21 protein-coding genes are annotated in these 21,757 nt (G+C 48.9%); 12 read left to right on the plus strand and 9 right to left on the minus strand.

Annotated features, from left to right (window positions below):
• The first annotated feature begins 22 nt into the window (after window positions 1-22).
• From JG770_RS05270 to JG770_RS05285, 4 genes are read left to right on the plus strand one after another with little or no spacing between them, the layout of a single operon-like run.
• Window positions 23-424, plus strand: a complete 402-nt coding sequence (locus JG770_RS05270; RefSeq protein WP_291956178.1) for a GntR family transcriptional regulator — start codon at window positions 23-25, stop codon at window positions 422-424.
• A 2-nt stretch (window positions 425-426) separates the two neighbouring features.
• A complete protein-coding gene (locus JG770_RS05275; RefSeq protein WP_291956125.1) occupies window positions 427-1,125 on the plus strand; it encodes an ABC transporter ATP-binding protein in 699 nt (232 codons plus the stop codon).
• Window positions 1,122-1,943 (plus strand): hypothetical protein, encoded by an 822-nt coding sequence (locus JG770_RS05280; protein WP_291956128.1) that lies wholly within the window; start codon window positions 1,122-1,124, stop codon window positions 1,941-1,943. The genes JG770_RS05275 and JG770_RS05280 overlap by 4 nt, the downstream gene beginning before the upstream one ends.
• 11 nt (window positions 1,944-1,954) lie before the next feature.
• A complete protein-coding gene (locus tag JG770_RS05285; RefSeq protein WP_291956130.1) occupies window positions 1,955-2,869 on the plus strand; it encodes a DUF4097 family beta strand repeat-containing protein in 915 nt (304 codons plus the stop codon).
• A 99-nt stretch (window positions 2,870-2,968) separates the two neighbouring features.
• Here the strand turns inward: JG770_RS05285 and JG770_RS05290 are convergent, their stop codons facing one another.
• The 5 genes from JG770_RS05290 to JG770_RS05310 all read right to left on the minus strand — a co-directional run bounded on the left by JG770_RS05290 (window position 2,969) and on the right by JG770_RS05310 (window position 7,451).
• Window positions 2,969-3,376, minus strand: coding sequence for a TIGR03826 family flagellar region protein (locus JG770_RS05290; protein ID WP_291956132.1), 408 nt, complete (start codon window positions 3,374-3,376; stop codon window positions 2,969-2,971).
• Between the two features lie 14 nt (window positions 3,377-3,390).
• The gene (locus tag JG770_RS05295; RefSeq protein ID WP_291956135.1) at window positions 3,391-4,161 is read right to left on the minus strand and encodes a ComF family protein; all 771 of its coding nucleotides are present in this window, start codon (window positions 4,159-4,161) and stop codon (window positions 3,391-3,393) included.
• Window positions 4,119-6,344: an ATP-dependent RecD-like DNA helicase gene (locus JG770_RS05300; RefSeq protein WP_291956138.1), complete on the minus strand. Its 2,226-nt coding sequence runs from the start codon at window positions 6,342-6,344 to the stop codon at window positions 4,119-4,121. The genes JG770_RS05295 and JG770_RS05300 overlap by 43 nt, the downstream gene beginning before the upstream one ends.
• Window positions 6,345-6,356: 12 nt before the next feature.
• Window positions 6,357-6,953: a hypothetical protein gene (locus tag JG770_RS05305; protein WP_291956141.1), complete on the minus strand. Its 597-nt coding sequence runs from the start codon at window positions 6,951-6,953 to the stop codon at window positions 6,357-6,359.
• A 339-nt stretch (window positions 6,954-7,292) separates the two neighbouring features.
• Window positions 7,293-7,451: a YHS domain-containing protein gene (locus JG770_RS05310; protein ID WP_291956144.1), complete on the minus strand. Its 159-nt coding sequence runs from the start codon at window positions 7,449-7,451 to the stop codon at window positions 7,293-7,295.
• Window positions 7,452-7,825: 374 nt separating this feature from the next.
• Between JG770_RS05310 and JG770_RS05315 the strand changes: the two genes are divergently transcribed.
• The gene (locus JG770_RS05315; protein ID WP_291956147.1) at window positions 7,826-9,580 is read left to right on the plus strand and encodes a phosphoenolpyruvate carboxykinase (GTP); all 1,755 of its coding nucleotides are present in this window, start codon (window positions 7,826-7,828) and stop codon (window positions 9,578-9,580) included.
• A 37-nt stretch (window positions 9,581-9,617) separates the two neighbouring features.
• Here the strand turns inward: JG770_RS05315 and JG770_RS05320 are convergent, their stop codons facing one another.
• From JG770_RS05320 to JG770_RS05335, 4 genes are all read right to left on the minus strand, one after another.
• Window positions 9,618-12,185, minus strand: coding sequence for an AAA family ATPase (locus JG770_RS05320; RefSeq protein WP_291956150.1), 2,568 nt, complete (start codon window positions 12,183-12,185; stop codon window positions 9,618-9,620).
• A 67-nt stretch (window positions 12,186-12,252) separates the two neighbouring features.
• Window positions 12,253-12,738, minus strand: coding sequence for an Hsp20/alpha crystallin family protein (locus JG770_RS05325; protein WP_291956153.1), 486 nt, complete (start codon window positions 12,736-12,738; stop codon window positions 12,253-12,255).
• A gap of 270 nt (window positions 12,739-13,008) precedes the next feature.
• Window positions 13,009-13,167, minus strand: coding sequence for a rubredoxin (gene rd / locus JG770_RS05330; RefSeq protein WP_291956155.1), 159 nt, complete (start codon window positions 13,165-13,167; stop codon window positions 13,009-13,011).
• A gap of 118 nt (window positions 13,168-13,285) precedes the next feature.
• A complete protein-coding gene (locus tag JG770_RS05335) occupies window positions 13,286-14,185 on the minus strand; it encodes a LysR family transcriptional regulator (protein WP_291956156.1) in 900 nt (299 codons plus the stop codon).
• A gap of 158 nt (window positions 14,186-14,343) precedes the next feature.
• On the opposite strand from JG770_RS05335, the gene asrA reads away from it, so the two are divergent.
• Genes asrA through cobA form a run of 7 tightly spaced genes read left to right on the plus strand, consistent with a single transcriptional unit; the run spans window position 14,344 to window position 21,633 of the window.
• A complete protein-coding gene (gene asrA, locus JG770_RS05340) occupies window positions 14,344-15,399 on the plus strand; it encodes an anaerobic sulfite reductase subunit AsrA (protein WP_291956158.1) in 1,056 nt (351 codons plus the stop codon).
• On the plus strand, window positions 15,392-16,192 hold the full coding sequence (gene asrB, locus JG770_RS05345; protein WP_291956160.1) for an anaerobic sulfite reductase subunit AsrB: 801 nt from the start codon (window positions 15,392-15,394) through the stop codon (window positions 16,190-16,192). Before asrA ends, asrB begins: the two co-directional genes overlap by 8 nt.
• A gap of 12 nt (window positions 16,193-16,204) precedes the next feature.
• Window positions 16,205-17,230 (plus strand): sulfite reductase subunit C, encoded by a 1,026-nt coding sequence (asrC, locus tag JG770_RS05350; protein ID WP_291956162.1) that lies wholly within the window; start codon window positions 16,205-16,207, stop codon window positions 17,228-17,230.
• A 2-nt stretch (window positions 17,231-17,232) separates the two neighbouring features.
• Window positions 17,233-17,976 (plus strand): bifunctional precorrin-2 dehydrogenase/sirohydrochlorin ferrochelatase, encoded by a 744-nt coding sequence (locus JG770_RS05355; protein WP_291956165.1) that lies wholly within the window; start codon window positions 17,233-17,235, stop codon window positions 17,974-17,976.
• Window positions 17,973-19,214, plus strand: a complete 1,242-nt coding sequence (gene hemA, locus JG770_RS05360) for a glutamyl-tRNA reductase (RefSeq protein ID WP_291956168.1) — start codon at window positions 17,973-17,975, stop codon at window positions 19,212-19,214. The genes JG770_RS05355 and hemA overlap by 4 nt, the downstream gene beginning before the upstream one ends.
• A gap of 15 nt (window positions 19,215-19,229) precedes the next feature.
• Window positions 19,230-20,141 (plus strand): hydroxymethylbilane synthase, encoded by a 912-nt coding sequence (gene hemC, locus JG770_RS05365; protein WP_291956170.1) that lies wholly within the window; start codon window positions 19,230-19,232, stop codon window positions 20,139-20,141.
• Complete coding sequence (gene cobA / locus JG770_RS05370; RefSeq protein ID WP_291956172.1) at window positions 20,134-21,633, plus strand: uroporphyrinogen-III C-methyltransferase; 1,500 nt, start codon at window positions 20,134-20,136, stop codon at window positions 21,631-21,633. Before hemC ends, cobA begins: the two co-directional genes overlap by 8 nt.
• Window positions 21,634-21,757: the final 124 nt, after the last annotated feature.

The following is a 21,757-nucleotide window of genomic DNA, read 5'->3' on the forward strand; positions in this document are numbered from 1 at the left end:
GAGATGAGGTGTTATTGTGGCAATGCAGGCTGTATTCGATGAGAATTCGCCCATATATTTGCAGATAATGGATCTGATAAAGCAACGCATATGCGCCAGCCTATGGAATTTAGGAGATCGGCTGCCATCGGTTAGGGAGATGGCTATTGAGCTGCGGGTCAATCCGAATACGGTGCAAAGGGCATATCAGGAATTGGAAAGAGAGGGGATGGTTTTTACGCAAAGGGGAATGGGGACCTTTGTAACAGAGGACCAAGCAAAGGTCGAAACGGTGAGAAACGAGCTGGCCTCTCGGCTGGTGCGGCAGTTTGTGGACGGCATGGCAAGGCTTGGTTTTGAACGAGAGCAGATACGCGTGAAATTGGATATGTATTTGGAAAATCGACCTATGGAACAACAAGGCGATGATGAAGAAAGGGGATAGGAATGGACGCTATATTGGAGATTAAAAATTTGAAAAAGCGCTATGGCGGGCGCTGGGCGTTAAACGGCATAGACCTTGAGCTGAATAGAGGGGATGTATTGGGGCTGGCGGGGCCCAACGGCAGCGGCAAAACCACCATGCTCAAGATAATCGCGGGCTTGACCTATCCGACCGAAGGTTCGGTGCTGATAGCCGGCCATAAACCGGGGCCGGTGTCCAAAGCCCATACCGCATATCTGCCCGATGTGGATCATATCTATCGCTGGATGACAGTGCGTCAAGCCATAGAGTATGTTTCGGGTTTCTATGATGATTTCGATCACGATAGAGCCGAACGCTTGATAGAATTCATGGACGTTGAAACCGATATGAAGGTGGCCCATCTGTCGAAAGGCATGACCGAACGGCTCAAGCTTGTGCTGATCATGTCGAGAAATGCTGACTTGATATTGCTGGATGAACCTTTAGGCGGCATTGACCCTACCTCGCGCGATAAGGTCATCTACGCCATAGCTACAGAATATCGCTGGGAGAACAGCGCTATGATAATATCCACGCATCTGGTAAGAGACCTGGAGCCTATATTCGACAAAGTGCTGTTCCTCAAAGACGGGCGAACGGCTTTATTCGGCAACGCCGATGAGCTGCGGGCACAGCATAACGGCTCCGTAGAGGATATATTCCGGGAGGTGTTTGCATGATGAATTTCGTTAAGCTTTATAATAAGGAATTTATGAAAGAGCGTAAATCGTTTGTCGTCACCCTCGTGCTTCTGTTTTTAGCGGAGGCTTTCCTGTATTCCCGCATAGGACATTGGCCTACCGGCATACCCACCTTCATATCGGGGATGATCGCTTTTGGCGTCGGCATCGGGGCTTTTTTCAATAGCTTCGACTATATGGGCGATGAATGGAAACGCAGCAACCATTACCTGATGCTGTCATTGCCGGTGCGCGGATGGGATATATTCGGCGCAAAGCTCGCATGGCTTATGACCGAATTCGGCACCCATCTGCTGCTGTTGGGCGCTTATTCCGCTGTGATCCTTTTGGGCGAGGCTAGAGCGGCCGAGGTGCTAACGGCACAGTTGTATCAAGGGGTGATGGCTATGACTTGGAGGGTGTATGGCATCATGATCATACCGATGCTGTATACGCTGGCCAGCATGGGTATATTGGCGCTGTTTGCTTATACCGTGAGCAGGACAGTAAAGCAGCTCAGCTTCCTTGCCAAGGCCGTGGGTTATATAGTGCCGCTTTGGTTATTCTCATATTTGGCTCAAAAGGTCATGGCGGTATCCCCATCGTGGATGCATATAGAGATGCCTTTGGTCGACGCCTTGGCCTTGGATCAGTTAAAGCGGGGCCTGGAGAGCAGCGGCATTGTAAACGTCGATCTATGGGGTTTGGAAAACGCCGTATTGGGCATAGATATGGCATCGGTGGTTATATGGGCGGCAGGCATGGTAGCCATATTCATATTCGGTTCGTGGTTGCTTGAGAACCGCGTGGAAGCATGAAAGGAGAAGGCATGATGAAGCGTATATTTATGGCGGCGATGGTACTGGCGTTGTCCATAGCGCTGTTGTCGGGTTGCGGATTGTATGTGCGCAGCGGTGATGAAGAAGGAAGCGATTGGGTAGGCACAGACTTTGATGTGATGGATTTTGACTTTGATTATGGCAAACCCGCATTTGAGCAGGCTAAACAGCAGAGCTTCGATGGCGGGAAAGTATCGAAGGTCGATATTGAATCCGATAATGCTATAATAAACGTGGAGGCTTATACCGGCAATGAGATACAGATCGAATATAGAAAGCAGATTTACGGCAAAAACGTATCCCAGCAGAAAGCCGATGAGTTGATGGGTGAGATATCGGTAAGCATTGAACAAATCGGCGATAGCATCGTAATAAAGGCTGAAACCGGCGATAAAATGGCTTTTGGCATAAACATACCCGATAAGGTAATCCGGCTGGATATAAAGATGCCGGCTGATAAAGCGCTGGTATTGAAAAACGGCAGCGGCATGATCGACATAAATGGCCTAGCTGAAGATATCGATATAATCAATGGAAGCGCCATGATAGATTTAATGGATATAACCGGCAACATCGAGATAGAAACCGGCAACGGAATGGTCACCCTTGATACCGCGAGCATTAAGGATTTATCCTTGAAATCGGGCAACGGTATGATCGATGCATCGATAAATGAATTGGCCGGCGACAGCTATGATATCAATACTGGCAACGGCATGGTGATACTAAAGCTTGGCCAGAACGCATCAGCCGACTTTACCATAACCACAACGAATGGAGCGGTGAATGCAGATATCCCATTGACCAAAAACGGCCGGACCTACAGAGGTTCCTTAAATGGCGGCGGTCCTAATATGAATATTTCAACCGGCAACGGCATGGTCAGCGTTTCATATAAGGAATAGCCCAGAGGGCTATTCCTTCATGTATGATCGATAAACAGTGTGCGCTCTTATCTGCACCAGTCTCGGTTTGTTCTTGCGTTTACAAATAAACATGGTGATTTATTCTTTACGTTTATTGATTCTATCCGCTATAAATAACTTATCCTCGGATTTTGTCTTTTTTGCTACAACTTTAGGTGCCAGGCCGTCGGTTAAACCTCGTTCCAGCTCTTTTAAGCAACTGGCACAGAATCTGCCAGTGGTTATCGGTTTGCCGCATCGCTCGCATTCCAAACCCAGTCCCGGCTCCTTGAGCTCTAATCGGCCTTCTCTCAAAAATTCAAATATAATTTTTTCCTCCACCCCTGTGGCATCGGAAACCTCGGGTATAGTGGCCTTAGGGTGGTCATATACATATTCTCTTACAACTTTATACTGTTCGTCTAATTCTTCCAAGCATGCGGGGCAAATCTCTCCGCCGTTGGATGCAAACAGCTTGCCGCATCGGCTGCAATTGCGCAGTTCCATAAACTCTTTCCCTCCTATTTCAAAACACCTGTCGCTAATGTAAAAACATAAACAGCCCTTGCTCCGCCGGCTAATAGCGCCTGTGTACAGGCATCGGCGGTAGCTCCCGTCGTCAATATATCATCTATAAGCATAATGGTCTTGCCTTCCGTATATTTTAAATTCTTTACAGTAAATGCCCCAGCTATATTGGCACGGCGTTCAGCTCTATCCAGCGCAGCCTGGGCTTTGGTATCCCGGCAACGGTACAATGCTTTGTCCAACACAGGGAGGTTGAGCTCGTAGCCCATGTATCGCGCCAGCAATGCCGACTGATTGTATCCGCGCTGCCTAAGCCTCTCGGAATAGAGCGGAACCGGAACCAACGCGTCGATATCCGGCCATGCTAGCCGGCTAACAACATGGGCCATAAGAATACCCAGAGGCTTGGCCAATTCACTATGGCCTTTGTATTTATATCGGTATATTGTTTCATGAACTGAAGGCATATACTCCAAAACAGCACCGGCTTTTATAAATGACCGGCTGTATTCGGCGCAGTCGCGGCATATGTGCTGCTTAGCGCTATCTATCGGTTTACCGCAGATATCGCATAGCGGCGGCCTTACAAAAGGCAGCATATCCCAGCAACGTCTGCATATATTATATGGCATTACGAGCTCGTTCTCTTGCTCACAAAATATGCACGTATTAGCCGGAGGATATATTATATCGCATATATCCTCTATAAACGTCCGCCAATTCATAATCGCTTGGCCGTTGCCACAGCCGTCTTTACTGCGCACAATCTTTCTTTAAGGCCCGAGTAACGCTGTGCTACAAAATCATTGTTTATCATAGCCTGCAAATGTTGCGGCCTGCCGACCAAAACCACGAGCTCTTTAGCCCTGGTTACCGCCGTGTAAAGGAGATTTCTGGCCATAAGCATGGGGGGACCATTTATTATAGGCATGACCACCACAGGAAATTCGTTGCCCTGGCTTTTGTGCACCGATATGGCATAGGCCAATTGTAACTCATCCAATTGGCCGAAATCATAAACAACCTCTTTGTCATCATCGAACAGCACGGTGAGACATTGCTCTTCATCGTTTATATGGGTTATGTATCCGACATCACCGTTAAATACCCCCTGCCCTTCTTCTCCTCCTTCGCGCTTCTGCCAAAGCACATTATAATCGTTCTTTATCTGCATCACTCTATCACCTAGCCTAAATATTATCTCTCCAACAGACCTCTCGGATTTATGAGGCGCAGGCGGATTAAGCTGCTGCTGAAGCTGAGCATTCAGATTCCACACGCCGGCCACGCCCTTTTTCATCGGCGATAACACTTGTATATCCTTTAGCGGATCATAACCGTAATAAGATGGCAACCGGCTCGTACACAGCCCGACAACGGCCTGCATTATCCGGTTTTGCCCGTCTTTAACCTCCATAAAAAAATCGCTGCCTTTAACGTTTATAAACGGCATCTGCCCATGATTGATCCTGTGTGCATTGGTTACTATCATGCTGTGGCCCGCTTGCCTGAAAACCTGTTCCAATTTCACTACCGGCACTATACCACTGCCTATAATATCGCCGAGCACATTGCCCGGGCCCACCGACGGCAGCTGATCAGCATCGCCCACCAGCACCAGGCGCATCCCGGATCGCATGGCCTTGAGAAGATTATGCATCAGTATTATGTCTACCATAGATACCTCATCGACTATGACAGCATCGCATTCCAGCGGTCTCTTTTCATTCCGTTGAAAGCTGTCGCCCTCGTCTTCGGAAAATGTATATTCCAACAACCTGTGAATGGTCATGGCGTCGCAGCCGGTGGCCTGCGTCATGCGTTTGGCCGCTCTGCCGGTGGGAGCGGTAAGCACAACTTTTAAGCCTTGTTCCATCATGAGGCGTATGATACAATTTATCGCAGTGGTTTTGCCTGTGCCCGGTCCTCCTGTTATCACCACCACACCTTCGGTCAGTGCTGTCATAACAGCTTTGCGTTGCTGCTCGGCCAATATTATACCCTGTTCCTTCTGTATGGCTTTCAGGCGTTCTTCCAAACCGGCGGCATCGCATAAATCTACCCCGTTAGCCAAGCTGTACAGCTTGGCCGCCACACCGGTCTCGGCATAATAAAACGGCGCAAGGTATACTCTGGTATCCTCTTGATCGGTTTCGAAAAATACGTCGCGGCTTATAGCCAGAGCCGTCAATGCCGATGACACCATATCGTTATCCACTTCCAGCAAGGCTACAGCCCTCTCTATAAGCAGCGAACGCGGCAAAAAGGTATGCCCCTCGTTGGATGCCTGAGACAGAACGTATTTCGTGCCGCACGCCACCCTGTATGGCGACATGCGGTCTACGCCGAGGCTTTGGGCCATGCGATCGGCTGTCTTAAATCCTATACCGTATATATCCTCGGCCATCCTGTATGGATTTTCGGACAATATGCGCTGCGTCTCAGTACCGTATTGATTATAGATCTTTACCGCATAGGAAGGGGTTATGCCATGAGATTGCAAGAATACCATAACCTGCCTTAATTCAGCCTGCTTGGCAAAAGATGCCGCTATCTTCTCAGCCTTGCTTTTGCCTATCCCTTCTATCTCGGTTAAACGATCGGGATCGCACTGCATTATATCCAATGTTTTTTCACCGAAATGCTGTACCAGCTTTTTTGCAGTGGAAGGCCCTATTCCCGCTATCATACCTGATGCCAAATAACGTTCTATGCCCTTCAAATCGGTGGGCTTATAGGATTCGTACGATTCCACCTTAAACTGCTGCCCATAATCCGGATGCAGCACCCACTGTCCGCGTAATAGGAGCTGTTCTCCTACCGCCACATACGGCATATAGCCCACTGCCGTCATTATCTTTTTACCCCAACGGGCTTCCAATACCGTAAACCCATTGGCTTCATTGGTATATACTATATTTTCCGCGCGGCATTCTATCTCCTGCATATCGCGCTCACCTCATTGACCCAATCGGTTCATGAGCGTCATGAGCCTATCCGCTATAACGGCTATATCGCCCTTTGTAGCCGGCATATTATATTGTTCCTTCATCTCGTGAAATACTGATGATTTTTCCCGCCGTTCTATATAGCAACGCAAAAAATCCTGACGCACTACTGTAGCATCTCTGAGATGATTGCGCACCGTATTTACCGATTGCAACACTCGGAGCCGTTGACCCGAACGGAACTTTATATATACACCCTCATCGTCCTGGCATACATCATTTATCTGAAGTATGTTGACAAAACCTGAAGCAACGTCGCCATCTACAACAGGCTTGCGCACTTTGACCGGCATAAATATAGCATCCACAGCCAACGGTATGGGCAGGTTATGCTTGATATTGAGCATTTTCGCATAATGTGCCTTTATAGATACAAGGTCTACGCCGTAATACTGCGCTATATGTTTCAGCGCCCACTGTACTGTATGCGGATATGATGCGGCCAGGCCATCGGCTGTTATAATTTCCACCACATTACCGCTACCCTGTTGGTATTTTGGAATTACAGCCGCTATACCTCTGTCCAGTAACGTTTCCATATCTATCATAATAAGCTCGGCACTCCTTCCGGTAGTTTGTCCATCAATCTGAGACAATTATAATGCAAACATACGTTCGTGTCAACAATAGTTTTCCATATCTTTGTCTTTCTATAATTATATCATATATCAATATTGTGTTGCTATTTATTTGCCAAATATCGCTGTTCACAACCCGATCAGCAACACTACCGGAGCAAGTCTGTCAAAAGATCCAAAATGCTGTCGAAAAATATTTTAGCGCGCCTTTGGAATATAAAAAACGGAATGGCATGAAAAGATACCATTCCTTAAAAGCATCGTTATCATCGACAGTATAATGATCTCGTCGATAGCGATGAATGTGTGTCACTTGCTTTGCTTATCCTCGACGTATTTAGCAGGATTCTCATCAAATTCCATCTTGCAGTGCTTGGAGCAGAAGTAATAAGTAACGCCATTATATACAGATGTTGCGGCAGCCTTCTTTTCATCTACCATCATATCGCATACCGGATCTTTGGCCATCTTTCTCACCTCTTCGCGTTCGATATACCATCATTTATTGTACTATACCCTTGTAGGGTATCTGTAAATATCATAACACTTCTGCTTTTGGTATGTCAAGAAATATTATATTTATGAACAATCAATGCACTTTTGGTTGCTTATCAAAATATTTGGATATGTATGAGCTCAAGCGAAATTATATAATTGAAATATTGCATATTTATACGCATTGATATTAGCTTTATGGATAAAATCAATATTGTCTAATTTTTAACACACGTCGTATGCATAATTTAAAAAAAGTACTTTCAATTATGAGATTTTTTTGATATAATAAGAAGTGTTGGATTATAATAATAAAAGCACATGGTTCTTTAAGGAAGGAGAAAAGCATGTATAACAACAAAGCTGTAGCACAATGGGTAGATGAAATGGCCAAGCTGACCAAGCCGGATAACATAGTATGGCTAGACGGCTCAGAAGAAGAAAAAGAGCGTCTAAGCAAACAGGCTTTTGCAACAGGAGAATTAGTCGAATTAAATCAAGAGAAACTGCCGGGCTGTTGCCTACATAGAACCGCTGTAAACGACGTGGCTCGCGTAGAGGACCGCACATTTATATGCACCAGAAACAAGGACGATGCGGGTCCGACCAACAATTGGATGGATCCTGCAGCTACTTATGAGAAGTTAGGAAAACTGTTCGACGGCTCCATGAAAGGCCGCACTATGTATGTGGTACCTTATGTCATGGGCCCTGTCGGCTCGCCTTTCAGCAAGGTCGGCGTAGAATTAACCGACAGCATATACGTGGTATTGAATATGCGCATAATGACGCGCATGGGTAAGGTAGCCATGGACCAACTCGGGGATTCATCGGATTTTGTTAAATGTTTACATTCAAAAGCCACGTTGGATCCAAATGAGCGATATATTTGTCATTTCCCGGAGGATAATACGATATGGAGCGTTAATTCCGGTTACGGCGGCAATGTTATCCTTAGTAAAAAATGCTTTGCATTGAGGATTGCCAGTTTCATGGGACGGCAACAGGGTTGGATGGCCGAGCACATGCTGATAGTAGGCATAGAGGATCCGGAAGGGCATGTAGATTATATAGCCGGAGCATTTCCCAGCGCCTGCGGTAAAACCAACCTGGCTATGCTGGTGCCGCCTGAAGTCTTTAAGAAAAAAGGATACAAAGTATGGACGGTTGGCGATGATATAGCATGGCTGCGCATAGGCCCGGACGGACGCTTATGGGCCGTTAATCCCGAAGCCGGTTTCTTCGGCGTGGCCCCCGGCACCAATTACAAGAGCAATCCCAACGCTATGGAAACTGTAAAGAAAAATACCATCTTCACCAACGTCGTGCTCACTCCCGAAGGCACCGTATGGTGGGAAGGCATGGGCGAGCCGCCAAAGAGCGGCATAGATTGGAAAGGCAATCCCTGGACGCCGGAAAGCGGCGAGAAGGGCGCTCATCCAAATTCTCGTTTCACCGCACCGGCCAGCCAATGCCCGTCAATATCGCCTGAGTGGGAAAATCCGCAAGGCGTGCCATTGACAGCTATAATATTTGGCGGGCGCCGTGCCAGAGTAGCACCGCTGGTATATCAATCGTTTGATTGGAATCACGGCGTATACGTTGGCGCCACCATGGCTTCTGAAACCACAGCAGCTGCCGCAGGTCAGGTAGGCGTTGTGCGCCGCGACCCGATGGCCATGCTCCCGTTCTGCGGTTACAATATGGCCGACTACTTCGCATATTGGTTGGAGATGGGCAAGCGCATACCCAATCCGCCTAAGATATTCAACGTTAACTGGTTCAGAACTGACGACGAGGGTAACTTCATATGGCCAGGCTTCGGTGAAAATCTGAGAGCGCTGCTATGGATTATAGAGCGCTGCAAAGGCGAGGGTAAGGCCGTGGAAACACCTATAGGCTATGTACCTGAGGAAGACGCAATAGATTTAGAAGGCTTGGATATATCACCGGATGTTATGAAGGAACTGCTTAAAATAGATAAAGACGTATGGGCCGATGAGGTGAAGAGCCAAAGCGAGTTCCTGGAAAAATTCGGCGATAGGCTGCCTGAAGAGATGCGTAAACAAAATGAAGCTTTAAAAAAGCGTTTCGGTTTTTAGTCATATAAACAAAAGCCCGGTAATACCGGGCTTTATTTTATGCCTTCTGCGCACCAAACACCAGCTTGTTATCCTCATCCAAGTCCACTAATATCCTGTCACCGCCCTTAAAATCTCCCTTTAATATCATATTGGAGATCTCATTCTCAAGCTGTCTCCGTATAAAGCGCCTAAGCGGGCGGGCACCGAATTGCGGGTCATAACCTTCCTGAGCGATATAATCTTTAGCCCTATCGGTCACTTCAAGTTCCATGCCCTGACCCCGCAATTGTTGACGCACCTTTTCTAACATCAAGTCCACAATAGCTCTCATGTGTTCTTTTTCTAAACCATGGAATATTATGATTTCGTCTATCCTGTTGAGGAATTCCGGTCGGAAATTCCTTTGCAGCTCTTCATGTATAAGCTTCTCCAGCTCTTCTTTGCCATATCCGGCCTGGAAATACCTCGCTCCTATATTGGAAGTCATTATTATCACGGTATTCTTGAAGTCGACGGTTTTGCCGTGGCTGTCCGTCAAGCGCCCGTCATCTAGTATTTGGAGCAATATATTGAATACATCCGGATGAGCTTTTTCTATCTCATCGAACAAGACCACCGAATACGGTTTACGCCTGACAGCCTCGGTCAATTGACCGCCTTCTTCGTGCCCCACGTATCCGGGCGGAGCGCCTATTAAGCGCGATACCGTATGCTTTTCCATGTATTCCGACATATCTATGCGTATCAGGGCATCTTCATCGCCGAACAGGAATTCAGCCAGCGCCCTTGCCAGTTCGGTCTTGCCTACCCCAGTAGGGCCAAGGAATATAAACGAGCCTATAGGCCTGTTGGGATCCTTCAAGCCTGTCCGCGCCCGCCTCACGGCCTCTGAAACCGCCTTTACCGCCTCATCTTGGCCAACGACGCGTTTATGCAGTTCACCTTCCATGCGCAACAGTTTTTGCGCTTCTTCCTCCACAAGCTGATTAGCCGGTATGCCGGTCCAAGCAGCTACTATGGCCGCCACATCATCTGCGGTGACCATCGGTGTATGATTCTCATCTTTTTTAGAATGTCTCTGCTTTTGCGCTTCCTCAAACTTGCCTTTCAACTCTTCTTCCTGCTGCCTGTACTGAGCCGCTTTCTCATATTCTTCATTTTTTACTGCTGCTTCTTTCAGCTTGCGCACGCGCTCCAATTCAATCTCCAATGCCTTAGTGCTGTCGGATTCCGAAAGGGAATCCACGTGTACCGCCGACGCCGCCTCATCCAGCAAATCAATGGCTTTATCAGGCAGATACCTATCGGTGATATAGCGGTGCGAAAGCGTAGCCGCTGCCACCAATGCATCGTCGGATATCGTTACCCTGTGATGCGCTTCGTATCTATCCTTTAATCCCCGAAGTATCTCTATGGTTTGCTCCACCGTAGGCTCACCTATAAGCACCGGCTGGAATCGTCTCTCCAAAGCCGCATCTTTTTCTATATATTTGCGGTATTCTTCCACTGTGGTAGCGCCTATGCAATGGAGCTCTCCCCTTGCCAAAGCCGGTTTCAACATATTGGCGGCGTCCATAGCGCCTTCAGCCGCGCCTGCGCCTAATATCGTATGCAATTCATCTATAAACAATATGACTTCATCGCTGGCTTGTTTTATCTCATCCATGACCTTCTTCAGCCTCTCCTCAAATTCGCCGCGATATTTGGTGCCGGCTATCATGCCGCCCAGATCCAGTGCTATTACACGTTTATTGACGAGATTCTCCGGTACATCGCCCATGACTATACGCTGGGCAAGTCCTTCTACTATCGCCGTTTTCCCTACCCCAGGGTCTCCTATAAGCACAGGGTTGTTTTTGGTCCTTCTGCACAATATGCGTATAACACGTTTTATCTCATCCTCGCGCCCTATGACGGGATCCAGCTTACCCTCCTGCGCTTCCTGTGTGAGATCCCGCCCAAATTCAAGCAGAGTAGGATATTTATTGCTTTTAATCCCCTTTGAAGAAGGTTTATTTCCGCCCATCTTCTGCATCAAACTATCGGCCGTCACATTATGATCCCTGAGCAATCTAGCGCCTAGCCCTTCTCCTTCTCTTATTATGCCGAGCAGCAGATGCACCGGTTCCACCAACTCATCGCCCAGCTCGCGCGCCGCCCGCAAAGCCTCCTCCAGAGCCATCTTGGCATGAGGCGTCATCTCTATATTCTTGCCGGCATCTTTGGACCCTTTGCCGGCCAAACGCTCTATCTCGCTTTTAATGGTATTTTTATCAAGATCGACAAATTCGTCCACTCCGGCATCAGGTGACAGCAACGCCAGTAGCAGATGCTCTGTGCCCAGATAATCATGTCCTAGCTGTCTGGCCTCTTCATAAGCCTGTTGCAACACGGCCGTAGCATCTTCCGTAAAAGAGAGCAGCGGATCTCTATCTTGATAGAATGTAAAAGTCGGAAGAAAATCCCTTATCCAATCCAGATCACTCCGCCAACCGAAAGACGGTTTATTCATAGAAGTCCTGGCTGCGCACTGCTCGCAAAGGTGTATGGATTCGCTGACCCCGTTCACTATACGCGTTCTATGGACAGTCGCCGGCCTTTCATGACACATTTCGCATAACATATAGTCACACCTCCTACTTATTAATCAAGCTCTGGAGACTGCTCCAGAGCTTGTCACAGTATAAATACTATTTGTTCTCGCCTTTATCTATTTTAAGCTTTATAGCTTTGCGTTTAGAAGTCTCAGCCTTGGGTATGGTAATCTCTAATACACCGTTGCTAAACTTGGCCTGAGCCTTATCAGGTACTATGTCAACGCTTATAGGAATAGTACGGCTGAAAGCACCGCTGCGGCGTTCATGTACTATATAGCCTTTGCCTTCGTCTTTGGTTTCTTCTTCATACTTGCCGCTTATCGTGACGTCATTATCCGTCACTTCTATATCGATATCTTTTTCATTCATTCCAGGGACATCGGCCTTAATAAGGATGTCGTTGTCGCGTTCCAAAACATCCACGCGAACATCGCCGAACAAATCAGCTTCGCCGCTATACGGTATAAGGTCTCCAACACCACCTAAAAGATCGTTGAAAATCCTATCCATATTACGCCTTAAAGCATTTATTTGCCTATCCATCTCATAAAATGGATCACGTCTAATTATGTTTGCCATAATATCAACCTCCCTTTTTATGTTATTATGGTATTCTTGCTAGCACTCTCAGTTGGTGAGTGCTAACTACACTTATAATATTACTCAAATATTATTGTATTGCAACATCAATTATAGCTAATTACAAGTGATGATAAAGCATATAAAACGATTATTTCAATTTATATCCATATATCTAATTTTTTCATGTTTTTTCTCAACAAATCACCTTTATTCATAAAATTAAAGTAGGGTATATGTCGGTTAAGCATATACCCTACCCTATTATTCTTATAGCGGCTCAAAATCGGATTTAGCAGCGCCGCATTCAGGACATGTCCATGTTTCGGGCAGCTCCTCAAATGGCGTACCGGGCGCGAAACCGCGCTCAGGATCTCCTTCTGCCGGATCATAGATATGGCCGCATATAGTACAAACCCATTTCTGCATGTATGTACACCCCCTTTAGCTCTATGTTTCTATTTTAACACACGGCCTTCGCTTTTCCAAGTACAGCAAAAAATAAAAGTGGATACCGATTATATTCAATCAATGTTCCCCATTACGATCAGCCCATTTCATAATTTCCCAAATGGACGAGCCGGAAAAGACGTTCAAACTCATCCATTAGGTTTTTCAGGGTAGAGGAAATGTACTTGTCCTTGTGATAAATGACCCGAAAGCTTCTTTCCATCGGAAAGTCTTCAATCGATAGTTGAACAACTCTGTTCTCATGTAGCAACAGAGATTTTGAGAGAATTGAAACTCCCTGCCCAGACGCCACGATGTTGATGATCGCATCAGAATCGTGGCAGACCCATTTTTTTACAATTGAAATGCCCCGTTTCTCCGTTAGATCAATCAAAAAATCCCTTGTACCGGAACCTTCCTCTCGCAGCACGCAGTCCATGTTTGCAAGATCAGCCAACTTGATAGACTTTCGAGAGGCAAAGGGATGCTTTTTTCCGCAGATCAGAACCATTTCATCCACGTAGATTTCCTTTGAGATCACATCCTCCGAATGGACGTTCCCTTCAATCACAGCAACATCCAATGTTCCCTCAGAAATCTTCTGGATAATATCCTTAGAATTGTCGATATAGACGCGAATGCGGATCTTTGGATTTTCTTCCTCATATTTTGAAACCATATCCGCTAGAAAGAGACTCCCCACGGTCATGGAAGCTCCGACATGGATCAGAAGCTGCTCGGAGGCATGGTACAAGTAATGTTCCATATCGTTAAAATTGGCAAGAATACGTCTCGCATATTGCAAAAATTCCTGCCCCACTTCCGTGATATACAGCTTGCGGGAAATTCTTTCAAACAGCTTTACATGATAGTCTTCCTCGATCTGCGAGATAGCATGGCTAACGGTCGGCTGTGCAATATACAGCTTTTTAGCGGCCGTCCCCATCCGACCGGTTTCCGCCACGGTAACGAAAATTTCAAGATCCCGGATAGTCATACGCTTTCCTTCCCTTTATCTATAGATAAAAACCTATGAAAACATAATTATATTAGTATTTTACAGCAAAAAAGTCAAGTGATACAATACTCCTAAGGAACCTTGATAATATATTAACAATATTCCCAGTTTATCTTATTGGAAAGGAAGCGGCTTTATTGAAAAATACAAAAACCTATCGGCTCGAACTGGATGCCCTCGATGCGCTCTTCGAAAAGCTCGAAGAACGGTACGACATCTACGCTCCGGTCAGGGTCCCTGCCGGAGGGCGATACGCACAGCAGGATTCCGTCCTATATCGGCAGGTACATAGATATGACGAAATCGAGTTTCACGAACGGTCCACCTACCCGATGAAGGAGGTGCTCATGCCGATCACGCAGACCCTGTTTTACTTTACGGAAAATGAATACCGAGAAAGCAAGTGCCCTCAGAAGGACCTTTTGCTTTTCGGCAGGGTGTGCGACATTAACGCCATCAAAATCCAGGATCAGATTTACCTTCAGAATGGCGGTATAGAAGATCCCTTTTATAAAAGAGTCCGGAACAAGGTAAAATTCGCACTGATAGAGTGCAAAGAGCAGTTTGAGGGCTGTTTCTGCTGCAGTGTAGGGGCAAATGTGACGGACCTGCATTCTCTCGCTTTTTCCTGCGGAGATAACAGGGCTCACATTGAGCTCTTGGACGAGGCATTTGAAGGGTACTTCGACCATGCCGAGCCGTCGGATTATCGAATTCAGTTCCCACAGGAGAACGAGCTTAAAGTGAAGTATCCCGTTATCGACAGCATTGATCTGGCAAATAAACTCAAGGATCATCCCATGTGGAAGGAATTCGACGACAGATGCATCGCCTGCGGCTCCTGTACGGTGGCCTGCAGTACCTGCACCTGCTTTGAGACTGTGGATCTCGTTTACACGCAGAACGCGCACGTCGGCGAGCGCAGAAGGACCTGTTCCTCTTGTATGGTGGATGGCTTCGACGAGATGGCTGGCGGTCAATGTTTCCGGAAAACGACCGCCGAAAAATACCGGTATAAGATTCTTCATAAGGTCTACGGTCATAACGCGCGGTTCCACACAGGCCCAATGTGTGTGGGATGCGGGCGGTGCTCTGCCAGGTGCCCAGAGCTGATCAGTTATCCGGCAACACTGAACAAACTGACAAAGGCGATTAAAGAAATCAAACGAGAGGAGGAAATGCAGCATGCTTAACAATCCGGTAAAACCATACCCACACAAAATTCTTGAGATCCTACCGCAGACGGAAACGGAATGGACCTTCCGCGTAGCAAATGATCTTCCGATCCAACATGGCCAGTTCATGCAAATCTCCCTCCCAAAGGTTGGGGAAGCACCGTTCTCCATCAGCGGATTCGGGGATGGCTATGTAGACTTCACCATCCGCAAAGTGGGAAAGGTGACTAATGAGCTGTTCAACCTGAAAAAAGGCGATTTCATCTTCCTGCGCGGCTGCTACGGCAATGGCTGGCCTGTGGAGCAGTTCGAGGGTAAAAACGTCGTCATCGTGGCCGGAGGTACCGGTGTTTCCCCGGTCAAAAGCCTGATCCATATGTTTTATGAGAATTCGGATTACGCCAAGGAAATCTATCTGATTCTCGGTTTCAAGAATTCTAGGAGCATCCTGTTTGCTGACGAGTTAGCCGAATGGAAAGCCGCGAAACATTTCCATGCTGTTTACACGCTAGATAACGAGGAGCGCGAAGGTTGGAACAAAGGGTTGGTCACCGATTTTTTGAAAACCGTTCCGTTTGATTCCTTCGGCGGGAATTATGCGTGTATCGTGGTGGGACCGCCCGTGATGATGAAATTCACCGGCCTTGGTCTTCTGGCTACTGGGGTCTCTGAGGACAAAATCTGGATGTCCTTCGAACGGAAAATGTCCTGTGCCATCGGAAAATGCGGCCATTGCCGGATCGACGAGACCTATGTGTGTCTGGACGGGCCGGTCTTTAATTATACGGTTGCCAAAAAACTCGTGGATTAGGAGGATAAAATTGTGGTAGAAGATTGCAATGTCAAAGATCTACGGAATAACTGCTTCCGCCAATCGAAAGTCCCCGGCGAATTCATGCTCCAGCTCCGGGTCCCGGGCGCGGTCATAGATTCGAAATGGCTCGACGTTATCCAGCACGTCTGCCAAACATGGGGCAACGGTTCCTTTCACCTCGGGCTGCGACAGACCCTGAACGCGCCGGGGATCAAGGCAAAGGATATTCCCGCCGTGAACGATTATATACAGCCCTACCTGCAGGCCATTGAGTGCGATTTGTGTGGTGTAGAGATGGAGACGAAGAACGGCTACCCCTATATTGCCCCCCGAAACATTATGGCTTGCATCGGCAGCGTCCACTGCATCAAGGGCAACGTCAACACCCAAGCGCTCGCCCGGAAGCTGGAAAATATAATCTATCCAAATCCCTATCATATCAAGATTTCGGTGTCTGGTTGTCCGAACGACTGTGGCAAGGCGCATTTCCAGGACTTCGGTATCATCGGCTGCACAAAGCCCATCTATGACATCGACCGATGTATCGGCTGTGGGGCATGCGTGCGCAAGTGCGAGAGCTCGGCGACCCGCGTGCTTTCCCTGAATGATAAGAACAAGGTGGAGAAAGACACCTGCTGCTGTGTGGGCTGCGGGGAGTGCGTCACTGCCTGCCCGACTGGTGCGTGGAGGCGTCCGAACAAGGACTTTTATAAGATCATCGTGGGTGGCCGGACCGGCAAGCAATACCCTCGGATGGGCAAGATGTTCGCCAACTGGCTGACAGAAGAAAGCGTGCTGGCAATTATGAAAAACTGGCCGAGGTTTTCCGAGTGGGTCCTGGGCGGGAAGCCCGTCTATATCCACGGTGGGCATCTGATCGACCGGGCTGGATATCAGCGCTTCAAGGAATTTATGCTGGAGGGCGTAACACTGAACCCGGAGGCTTTCATTGCCGAGAATATCAACTGGACGGAAACGGAGTACCGCAGCAATATCCACGTGAAGCCTCTCAGTAAACACCAAAGCGTCAAATAGAAATGCTTATCTTGGTCTGGCAGGCCTCGGCGCTTTCGATCAATCTTAAAAATGCAAAGCAGGTGAAAAAAATGGGATATTTCCCGCTTTTTATAAACCTTTCCGGTAAAGAGGTACTGGTTGCGGGTGGCGGAAAGGTAGCGGAACGCAAGGTGCGGATTCTGCTGGAGTTTGACGCCGCCATCCGACTTGTCAGCCCCGAGACAATACACGCCCTCCGGGATCTCGCCGATTCGGGTGCGATCCGGTTGTTGCCGAGGAAATACCGTGCGGAGGACGTCGACACCGCAGCTCTTGTTATCGCGGCCACATGCGACAGGACTGTCAACCGGCAGATCCACGACGACGCCCTTCGAAAATGCGTACCCGTCAACGTGGTGGATGACCCAGAGCTGTGTACGTTTTTCTTTCCCGCCGTGGTCCATCGAACCGATTTCGTCGTTGGGATCACGACCTCCGGCAGTTATCCCGCGCTCGCCAAATATGCCCGACAACAGATCGAAACGCTTTTCCCTGAACAATACGGAGAGATCACGAACGTTCTGAAAGAATACCGAAAAAAGATTTGGAAAGAAATACAAAGTCCTGCGCAACGCGCGGCAGTTCTCGAAGGGCTGATAGATACAGCAGCGCACGTGGCGAAAAATGACGAAATATTGGACCGCCGCATTCTTATTGAACAACTTGACAAAACCTGCGGAAAACTGACGCAGCAGATTTCCGAGCTAGGATGTGACACCCAGTGAACATCTGTATGGCCGGCATCGATATCAGTAGCGCTGCAATCGGACTGCGCGAAGCATTTGCCTTTACCAGCACACAGGCCGTACAGGCTATGCATGTCATAGCGAAAATGCCAGGGGTAGAAGGTTGCGTGCTGGTTTCCACCTGCAACCGGACGGAACTCTGGCTGTGTATGGAAAGCGACGGGCGGGCTGACCCGGCAGAGTTGCTCTGCTCGCTGAAAGGCTTTGAGAAGAGCCGTCTTTCGAACGTGATGAAGGTGAGGAACGACACAGAAGCGGTCCGCCACCTTTTTGAGACAGCCTGCGGATTGCGTTCCCGGATATGGGGCGAGGACCAAATCGTCACCCAAATACGGGATGCTGCCGATCTGTCCGTGGCCGAAGGCACGGCGGGAAAAATGTTGGGAAAACTGTTTCAAACGGCCGTCACCTCCGCTAAAGCAATCAAAACCCAGATACGCTTTTCTGCCGGAAATTCTTCCGTGGCCGCGGCGGCCGTTGAAAAATGCCGGGAGATGTACGGCAGCCTACGAGGCCTGCACTGCCTCGTCGTCGGGAGCGGTAAGATGGGGCGTCTTGCGGCGCAGGCATTCGCGGAAACCGGCGCGAATGTCCTTATAACGCTCCGGCAATACAAATACGGGATTAGTGTGGTCCCTGACAACTGCGGCAGCCTTCCCTACAACGAACGATATACGGAAATCAGCAATGCCGACATTATCGTCAGCGCCACTTCGAGCCCGCATTATACCCTTCTGTATGCACCAATTCAAGAAGCCTGCGCCGCAAATCCAAAGGACAGAATTTTCATCGATCTTGCCGTGCCGCGGGATATGGATGCTCAGATCGCGGAATTGTCAGGTTGTTACCTCCTAACCATTGACGACATCCCCTGTGATGTCCGGGCGGAGGAAAAAAAGGCGGCAGTAGAGACCCAATGCGGTGAAATCATCGACCATTATATCAAAGAGTTCAAAAGACATCTGGTTGCATGGTCCACATTGCCAGCTGTTCAAAAACTTGCTCATGAATTTGAAGTTTCCCTGTGCAAAGAGTTGGAAAAAGAACTTCGGCGAGTAAATGTTTCTTCAGAAGAGATGCAGACGGTCCTGGACGTGGCGCGGAAGCTCTCCGAAGCAAAGGCCAGCAAAATGCTGTTCGCATTCCGGGACTGGATGGAAGAAAGCACCGTGGCGCGGGAAATGCGGCCGAGCGATGCGCCCCGGGCTATAGAATAAATGAGAGGATAGCTTATGCGAAAGAAAAAAATCCGGATCGGTAGCCGCAAGAGCAAGCTTGCCGTGATTCAGGCTGAAATCGTGGCAGGTTTGCTTCGCCGCGCTCATCCGGAACTTGAAACGGAAATCGTCGCCATGGATACCACCGGTGACATCGTCCTCGACCAGCCGCTCGATGCAGCGGGCGGCAAAGGGCTTTTCACCCTCGAACTGGAACACGCGCTACGGCGAGGAGAAATTGATCTTTCAGTGCACAGCCTAAAGGACATGCCTGCAGTCATTCCAGAAGACTTGCCGATTCTCGCCTATTCCAAGCGGGAAGATCCACTCGACGCGTTGGTTCTCCCCGCCGACGTTGCTTACGATGGGCTTGGCCGGCTTTCGGGTGAAAGGCCTGTAGGATGCTCGAGCTCCCGGAGGACATTGCAGCTGCTTGCCCTTTGCCCGGAGCTTTCGGTCGCGCCTATCCGCGGCAATGTGCCGACGCGGATCAAAAAGCTGGACGAGGGCGGCTACAGCGCGCTGGTTCTCGCGGCGGCAGGGCTCAAAAGGCTAGGCCTCGCTAACAGAATATCAAGACTTTTTTCGGAGAAAGAGATTCTGCCGGCAGCCGGTCAGGGAATTCTCGCCGTGCAGGGCCGGAAGGATTTTGACGCAGACCTGCTAGCCTGTATCGACGACCCGGACAGCCGGACCGCCGCATTAGCCGAGCGGGCAGTGATTGCGGGAATTGGCTGCGGTTGCAGCTCGCCCGCAGCAGCATTTTGCCGCGTGTTGAGAAACGAGGTTCAGATTCGTGCGCTCTATATCGACCTAGAAACTGGGAAAATGACGTCGGATATTATTTCTGGCAGCAGAGAAGAAATTATAAAGCTTGCCGAAACACTCTCAGCCCGTCTTTTGAAGGAGGCAGAGCAGCATGGGTGAGAAAACCGGAAAAGTATGGTTGGTCGGCGCCGGTCCTTCAGACGCCGGTCTGATGACCCTGCGCGGCCGCGAAGTTTTAAATAAGGCAGACGTGGTCATCTACGACCGGTTGCTCGGCGTCAGCATTCTCGCCATGATCCCGCCCGGCGCAAAAAAAATCGACGTGGGAAAAAGCCCGGACCAGCATCCCATCCCGCAGAAGGAGATCAACCGCATCCTTGTGCGGGAGGCACTGGCCGGGAATCGGGTCGTGCGGCTCAAGGGCGGCGATCCGTTTCTGTTCGGCCGGGGTGGTGAAGAACTGGACGCACTTTGGGAAAACGGAATTCCCTATGAGGTTGTCCCCGGTGTCTCTTCGGCAATATCCGTACCGGCTTATGCGGGCATTCCTGTGACTCATCGAGAATATAGCTCCTCCCTGCATATCTTTACCGGCCATTTCTCCAAAGACAATGAGATAAGCTTGGATTATGCCGCGTTGGCAAATCTTCGAGGTACGCTCATTTTTCTGATGGGAGTGGCCTCGGTAGAGCGTATCTGCTATGGGTTGCTGCGGGCCGGTATGCCGGGTGATACTCCAGCCGCCGCAGTCGAAAACGGCACAACCGCACGCCAGCGATGTGTCGTTGCCACTCTAGAAACACTCGCCGGGAAAATTGCGGAGCATGGGATCCATTCCCCGGCCGTGATCGTCATCGGTCAGACTGTCTCACTGGCAAACCGCCTATCATGGGTCTCAAACAGGCCGCTTTATGGTAAGCGGATCGTCGTCACGAGACCCCGCAACCAGAGTGATGATTTTTGCGAGAAGATCCGGAACCTTGGCGGTGAGACCATCGCATTCCCATGCATCGAAACCGTCCCGTTTGAAGAGAACAAAATGGCAGAAACGATCCAACAGCTTGATAGCTTCGTATGGATCACCTTTTCAAGCGTCTTCGGAGTGGATGTTTTCTTCGAAGCCCTGCGCCGTACCGGCAGGGATACCCGTGCGCTGGGATCTACCAAAATCGCCGCGATCGGCACCGCCACCGCGAAACGATTGGAGATGCACGGTGTCCTGCCAGACCTGATCCCGCAGTGGTTTGACGGTGCGCATCTGGGAAAAGCCCTGGCGAAATCCGCAGAACCAGGCGATAACATTCTGATCATCCGGGCGCGTGAAGGCTCCCGTGCACTGGAAGAGCAACTTTCTCGCGCTGGAATCCCATTTGAGGCGGTCCCGGTATACGAAACGCACTTCACAGCCCAGACGGAGTTCCCCGAAATCCGGAAAAGCATCGAGAACGGAGAATTCGACCTCATCGCTTTCACCAGCCCTTCTACGGTGAAAGGATTTGCGCAGGCATTTCCGCATCTGAGTTTTTCACACTGCATCGCCGTATGCATCGGCCGTGAAACGGCCGCTGAGGCGGATAAATTCGGACTACGCGTTATTACATCCAAAGTCTCTACCGTAGACGGCATGCTGGAAACAATGATTAATCTATGAGCACAAAAAATGTACGCTATATCAGATAGGAGCATTCCTGTAATGCTTTGAAAGGCTAAAATGGGTTTTGACAAAAGAACCCCTGCCTGAGATAATTTAAATATAAAACAAACAAAAATCTCAA

Source organism: Mahella sp. (assembly GCF_020054945.1).
Taxonomy (GTDB): domain Bacteria; phylum Bacillota; class Clostridia; order Mahellales; family Mahellaceae; genus Mahella.